Origin of the sequence: Rubritalea sp. (assembly GCF_039830215.1) — a bacterium.
In the GTDB taxonomy this organism is placed as follows: domain Bacteria; phylum Verrucomicrobiota; class Verrucomicrobiia; order Verrucomicrobiales; family Akkermansiaceae; genus Rubritalea.
Genome location: NZ_JBDOPO010000264.1, coordinates 1 through 6,581 on the forward strand (window position 1 = coordinate 1; position 6,581 = coordinate 6,581).

General features: G+C 47.7%; 5 protein-coding genes and 1 pseudogene. All 6 read right to left on the reverse strand.

Annotated elements, in window-relative coordinates; translation table 11 throughout:
* Nucleotides 1-1,377 (reverse strand): sulfite reductase flavoprotein subunit alpha (locus tag ABGY95_RS08730; RefSeq protein ID WP_347441294.1); only part of this gene is annotated, 1,377 nt, incomplete at its 3' end.
* Between the two features lie 133 nt (nucleotides 1,378-1,510).
* Entirely contained in the window at nucleotides 1,511-2,320 is an 810-nt protein-coding gene (locus ABGY95_RS08735) for an SDR family NAD(P)-dependent oxidoreductase (RefSeq protein WP_347441295.1), read from the reverse strand.
* 19 nt (nucleotides 2,321-2,339) lie between these two features.
* Entirely contained in the window at nucleotides 2,340-2,762 is a 423-nt protein-coding gene (locus tag ABGY95_RS08740; RefSeq protein WP_347441296.1) for a hypothetical protein, read from the reverse strand.
* A 331-nt stretch (nucleotides 2,763-3,093) separates the two neighbouring features.
* Nucleotides 3,094-3,807 (reverse strand): hypothetical protein, encoded by a 714-nt coding sequence (locus ABGY95_RS08745; RefSeq protein WP_347441297.1) that lies wholly within the window; start codon nucleotides 3,805-3,807, stop codon nucleotides 3,094-3,096.
* Between the two features lie 882 nt (nucleotides 3,808-4,689).
* Nucleotides 4,690-5,802, reverse strand: a complete 1,113-nt coding sequence (gene rsgA / locus ABGY95_RS08750; RefSeq protein WP_347441298.1) for a ribosome small subunit-dependent GTPase A — start codon at nucleotides 5,800-5,802, stop codon at nucleotides 4,690-4,692.
* A gap of 76 nt (nucleotides 5,803-5,878) precedes the next feature.
* Nucleotides 5,879-6,581 (reverse strand): annotated as a pseudogene (locus tag ABGY95_RS08755) (hypothetical protein); the annotation flags it as partial.

Sequence of the window (6,581 nt, forward strand, 5' to 3'; positions counted from 1 at the left end):
ACCCTTTGCCCCAGAGACCTTACGCTTTTCGAGGAAAGCTCGGAATGGAGCGATACCTGTTCCAGGACCAACCATGATCACAGGTGTGTTACCATCAGTCGGTAGTCGGAATGCATTGTTTGAGTGAAGGAAAACTCTTGGGTTGGTCTTGTTAGCGCGATCCGAAAGAAACGTGGAGCATACTCCCCCACGGCTACGGTACTTACTCTGGTAGCGAACAATACCGACTGTGAGATGAACCTCATCAGGGTGAGCATTCGGGCTAGAAGAGATCGAATACAACCTTGGCTGGAGCTTCTTCAGCGACCCGACAAATTCTTCAGCATCACTGAAGTCAGCTGGATGATCAGTGATCAAATCAACCACTTCACGACCATAACAGAAATCGTCATACGCAGCCTTGTCATCACCTTCTACAAGTGCGCGCAAAAATGGCGAACCACTGAGTTTTTGCCAATTCTGAATGAATGACTTATTCAAGTTACGAAGGTCGTAATTATGGATAAGCGCATCACGCAATGTGGCTTCTCCACCGCCTGGAATTGGAACTTCCTCGCCTGCTTTAAAATTCATGTTGCTTAGGATTTCATCGACCATTGCCTCATCATTGCATGGGTACACACCAAGCGCATCACCTACCTGGTACTCTAAGCCTGAGCCTTCAAGAGAAAACTCGATGTGATGAGTCTCGCGAGGACCATTCGCATTGAGATTTAAGTTCTTAAGGATCGGAGCTGGGAACGGGTTCTTTTTGTTGTAGCCATCTTCAGCGACATCGGCTGCAGCAACTGGAGCTGCAGACGCTCCGAGAGCATCCAGAACGCCATTTTTCCAAACTTCGTACGGCTCGTCGAAATCAACATCACAATCGACACGTGGGAAAATGCGTGTTGCGCCTAACTGTTCAAAGCGTTCGTCAAATTCGATTCCACACTTACAGAAGTCTGGGTACTCAGTGTCACCTAACGCGAGGATAGAGAAATTGACACCTTCAAGACTAGGAGCAGCGTCACTGAGGATCCATTCATGGAAATCCGCTGCATTATCTGGAGGTTCACCGTCACCGTAGGTGGAGGTAATAATAAGAACGTTCTGCTCTGTTGGGAGTTTCTCCTTTTCGTAGGATCCTAGATCAACAAGCACGGGCTTGAAGTTCATCTTCGCCATCGCTTTCGATAGCTTTTTACCTAATGCTTCTGAATTGCCCGTTTGAGAGCCAATAAGAATCGTGACCGGCACTGTAGGCGCGGAATTCTGACCATTTAGGCCACGTCCACTGGTGAGGTCATTGATGAAATTGGACACCAAACCATTGAGCCACTGGCGTTGATCGGCAGTGAAAGGAGCATCATCAGGAATGTAATTCTGCTGTGACATAATAAAAAATTAGCCTAGGGATTAATTTCCCTACTAGCTGAGCCAGTAAAATGCTTCAAACAACCACGCCATGCAAGCATTGATGGTGGCAGTATCGCATTATTTTCACCGATTCCGTGAACCCTAGCACGAATTAGCGCTCACGACGAGGTCGAGTGCCTAAAATGAGTCGCAATCCGAAAATCGGGATCACTGAAAGGCCCAATGCTACGAGCCCAATTTTCCAGCCCGGGTAGACACGAGCTTTGCTTGAGATAAGCCCCGCAAGAGCTTCGCTCACCACTTGGGACTTTCGCACGTAGAATAATTCGCTTCCAGGTATCTTGTTTTTATCCTCACCGCGCATCGCCGTCTTACCGAACTCGGTATGCACCGGTCCTGGGCAAAGCGCCATGACATTGATATCATGATCCTTCAGCTCCATCCTCAGAGCCTCAGACAGACTAGTCACGTATGCCTTACTCGCAGCATACACGGCAAAGTCGGGAATAGGAATAATGCTAGCCAATGAGCTCACATTAATAATGTCGCCAGCACCACTCTCACACATTGCTGGCAGTAGCGCATGCGTCAGGTGAGTTAGCGCGTTGACATTGAGCTCCAGCATCTGCTCTAGCTTTGGCCAATCGGCTTTAGAAAACTCACCAAAGTCGCCCATACCCGCATTGTTAATTAACAAATCAGGAAAAATACTGTGTTCATTTACTAACTTTACAAAAGTCGTGCGTGCATCGCGGTCTGTCAAATCTACCGCGCAGGGTAACACGTCTAAATGAGGATTCACCTCCTTGAGGTCATTCACTAGATCAAGCAAGCGCCCTTCCCTGCGTGCGATCAGAGTCATCTGGTCACAGCACGGTGCTAATTGACGAGCGAATTCTTCACCGAGCCCCGATGAGGCTCCGGTGATCATCACCGATCGGTAATTTTGGGGGGACGACATAGCGCGCTTTTTGAAATAATTAAGCAGTTGGCTGCTCTGCATTCTGATCCACTTCTACGATGCGGAGCGGGATGCGTGTGATGAGCTCGTCATCGATGCTGATATCGATAGAGTAGATTCCGTCTTCAGGGAATGAGAGTCCCTGAAGATTGAGGATCAAGTTCCGTGTCATGAATGGCACAGACTCAGGAAGTTCGATTGGCATATCCGCTTCAATTGGCATTTTATCGTCGAGTGAGTTGCCATCGGCATCGATGATGTTGACACTGAATTTACGCTGGCCTGTGTCTTCTGGAGTGATGCAGAGACGAAGTGCGAGACAGCACTGTGGGTGAACCACTGGCATCTGTGGCGCTGCGAGTGTGTCGAAGGTGCCGTTGATGACCATCTTGCCGTTGTAGTCAGCTGCGAAATCGCAGAGTGTTGCTATTTGGATATCCATAATATTCTTTCTTAAAAAATTGTTGAGTCCGCCCCTAAAAATGAAGCGAAATACCTATGCCAGATTCACAGAGCAGGTAAAGCTCCGACTTTGAGTAATTTGCACACTCGGAAGATCTCGCATGTTGAGCCTTCAAAGGAACCGCTACAACGAAGTCTCGCTAATGAACTTAAGTTTTTCCTCTTCAGCGTCATAGCTATGACGCCGAGATTCAGACATGTTTTCTTGCTGTAGCCCGACTGAACACAAACTAAAGGATCCGTCTCCCAGTTTTTCATAAATCAGAGAGTTTTCGCTGTATGGATCTTTTGCAGTAACATCAAATCCTAGATCAAGCTCTGCAAGAGATTGGGGGGTACTGGCCCTTTGCTAAATAGGCCTTCTCGAGTCGACAAGCCACAACCGCCATTCGTTGTTGAGCCACCCCCTTCAATAAGACCTCATATTGGTTCACGAATGCTGTCACTAAGGATTCGCCTGAAGATTCATACCATATGAATTCGGGCAATTCTTCACGAAGCTTACGCAAAACTGCGACGTGCGTCTCTTTCTCTGAAGCTGGAGTTAACACGTCGAGAGCGTAGGTGTGTGGGATGATCATATTACGAATCATGACACCCTCAGGTACCACATAGAGCAACGCAGTCTCGATCAATGCATCCACATCAATCCATGGTTCATCTTCTGCTACGTCGCCTATCGAATTAAATAATGTGTCTACAAACCCTTCAACACCCTTCCTCATTTTTGTCATCACTGTCACGTAGCCATGCTCACTAATCAGATTTGCTATCTGTTGATTATAAGCAAACTCAGCGGGCTGAAATCCCTTAAAGGATTTTGCTGTATTTCGACTTTTTATGTATCCCTCTATCAGATCGAGTTGTTCGCCACTCCAGGCATGCCTAGAGATTCCGAAACTCACTACATTTGAGACATTTACCTCTAATGAACAATTGATAAGAAAGGCTAACAATGAACTATCGCCTATCCCCACCTCAGATAGTTCTATACAATGCTGAAAATGCTGCCGCTGAATCTTCAAGGTGAATATGGAGTTTTGACCTAGTACTATAGAATTCACTAAAACCAACAAGATGTATTAGACTCCTCCGGTCCTCTTGCATCATGAAACCCTCTAGAGTCAATTCACGTGTGAGCGCCGCGCTAGTGGTGGGTCGACTTTCCAACGCATTAGCCACTCCCCTCGCATCTTTTGGCTAGAGGTTCTAATAAATTTAATATTGCGACAGCAGCTTCCTTCTCAGTCTCAAACTCAACACCCTAAATCCATTTCCGAATGTCTGGATCAATGCCGAAATACGATTCATCATTCTGACTATGTATGACTTCCCTAACGCTACTCAATCCAGGTTCATCAGACTCACTAACCCTCGTAAGATAACTCTGAATGAATGGATCATCAAAGAAGTCTAATTCGCGATCCACCGTGTAGAATCTACCCTCACGATCTAGCTCATACATCTCAGTAGCCCTAATCTCTAATTCCTCCCATTGATCCCAAGCATACCTATTATAGAAATAATGAGTTAGGCAAATAGCGTTCACTAGCAGCAGCAACAGAGCCGTCACTGATAGCATGAGTTTTCTGCTAAAAACTAGCCGAAGCACCCACAAGCTAGCTCTCTTTAAAAACGACACAAAAAGCATGGGTACTGTGTTAGCTTACTGTTTCAGACGTAGCGATTACAATTACTAGAGTAATTTCTGCGTCACCAGAAACCACCAAACTCCACACGCTAAATAGAACAGGGGCTATTCAGCTTACGCAACCTTATACAGATTTCCTTAGTCACTACTATCTTCGTATGGGACTAGAACCAATCAGGGCATTCATATTCACAACTATATAATATCCAGTATATCAGAATGAATAAACACCTGTAAATATTAAACTCGAGCGAGCCTAATAATTCTCAGGCTTCTGGTTATTATCGTAGTCAATCCGATCCGCTAGGTTTCTAGCCTTGATTCGGTTGTCACGCTTGGCTCTGCGCTCGGTGATCATTTGGCGCTTTTTCCGGCGCTTGTTGAGTTCTTCGATTTCATCCTCTAACTTGAGGTAACTTTCGTAGCGCTCGATCGGCAATTCACCAGATTCGACTGCAGCATTTATCGCACATCCTTTGTCAGACGCGTGCTTACAGTCGTGGAATTTACACTGGGATGCGATGGCATCGATATCGACAAAACTTTCGCGCAGCGTGTTCTCATCGGTCCACATCTGAACCTCACGGATCCCCGGGTTGTCGATCAGAATCCCGCCATCATCCAGCACTAAGAGCTCACGTGCCGTCGTGGTGTGTTTGCCTTTTCCTGTCAACTCATTGACCTCACTAGTCCACTGCCATTCGTCTCCTAACAGCTGATTCACGAGAGTGGATTTACCCACACCACTGGAACCAACGATTGTGATACTCACTCCTTTATTTAGGTACTTCTTGAGCACTTCGAGGCCTTCATTTTTAGCAGCGCTAGTGATGTAGACATCGGCATCCGCATTGAGTTCTTCGATCTCCTCTTTGGCTGAGGTATTTAAATCTTCAGGGAACAGGTCACTCTTGTTCACCAGAACCACAGCCTTTGCCCGACTGCGCTCGATGAGCATGAAGTAGCGCTCCATCCTCCGCGGGTTAAAATCTGATCCAGCGTCCGTCACCACCACTACCACGCTGACATTGGCTGCCATCACCTGCTCCTCACTGCTCTTACCTGGCAACTTGCGGGAGAAACACGTTTGGCGTGGGAGTCGGGCTCGGATCATGTGGTCTTCTTTATCACCACCCACTTCCACCTCCAGCGCCACCCAGTCACCTACAGCGGGCAACTCCGAATCGCTCTTGGCCTCATGGTAGACCTTTCCGCTCATCACGACCTCTAGCTCACGCGGGCCAGCGAGTAACGCTCCATAAGTAATCTTGTTGTCACGAACCAATCGCCCGGGCACCCAGCCTTTCTTAGCGTAGGGCTTAAATGCTGCAGCAAATTCTTCGTTCCATCCGATGTCCTCAAGTTCCATGTGCGTTGACCTTAGTCAGCCTTGGGCAAATTTCTACAGCTTTTTCGTGTTTTTTAAGCACGCCGGGAATGGACCTCTAGAGGCCGAGTTGCGCACGAACAGATGCACGCTGGATCTTACCTAAAGCTGAACGTGGAAACTCGGGGAGCGTGCGTGCCACCTCCAAGGTTTCGACACCACGGAAACCATTCAAATCGATACACTCAGAGCCTTCAATTACTGGGATAAGGCGTACTCCCCTACGCTCATCCGCAATTGTCAGCACAACTGCAGAGTTCCCAGCTTGTTCTTCGATTCTTTGCTCGATAGAACCTAAATCCACCAATTCACCGAGAACCTTAACCAACGAGTCAGCTCTACCGAGAACACGAACCCCTCCATCCTCGAGCTCCACTAAATCTTGAGTTGTGAACCAGCCATCAACCTTCGGGTCAACAAAGCAAAATTCCCCCGCTTGCTCGACCACGTACCCACTAAACCCAGCTGGACCACGCCATTCTAGCACGCCACTGGAAGCGACTCGGGTTTCCCAGCCGTCAAGAATACGCAAATAACCTTCATCTAAATCGCCGGTGGCAATCTGAGAGGCAGACTCGGTCATTCCATAACTACGCTGCACCGGCCACCCCAGCGCCTTCGCTTTCGTCAAATGAGCGTCACTTAAATTGCCGCCACCAACAACCACGTGCTTCACGCAGCTAGGAGCCACACAGCTGGACTCAATCAGATCAACCACTTGTGTCGGGACTAAAGAAACACACTCGCAGCTATTTTCATAC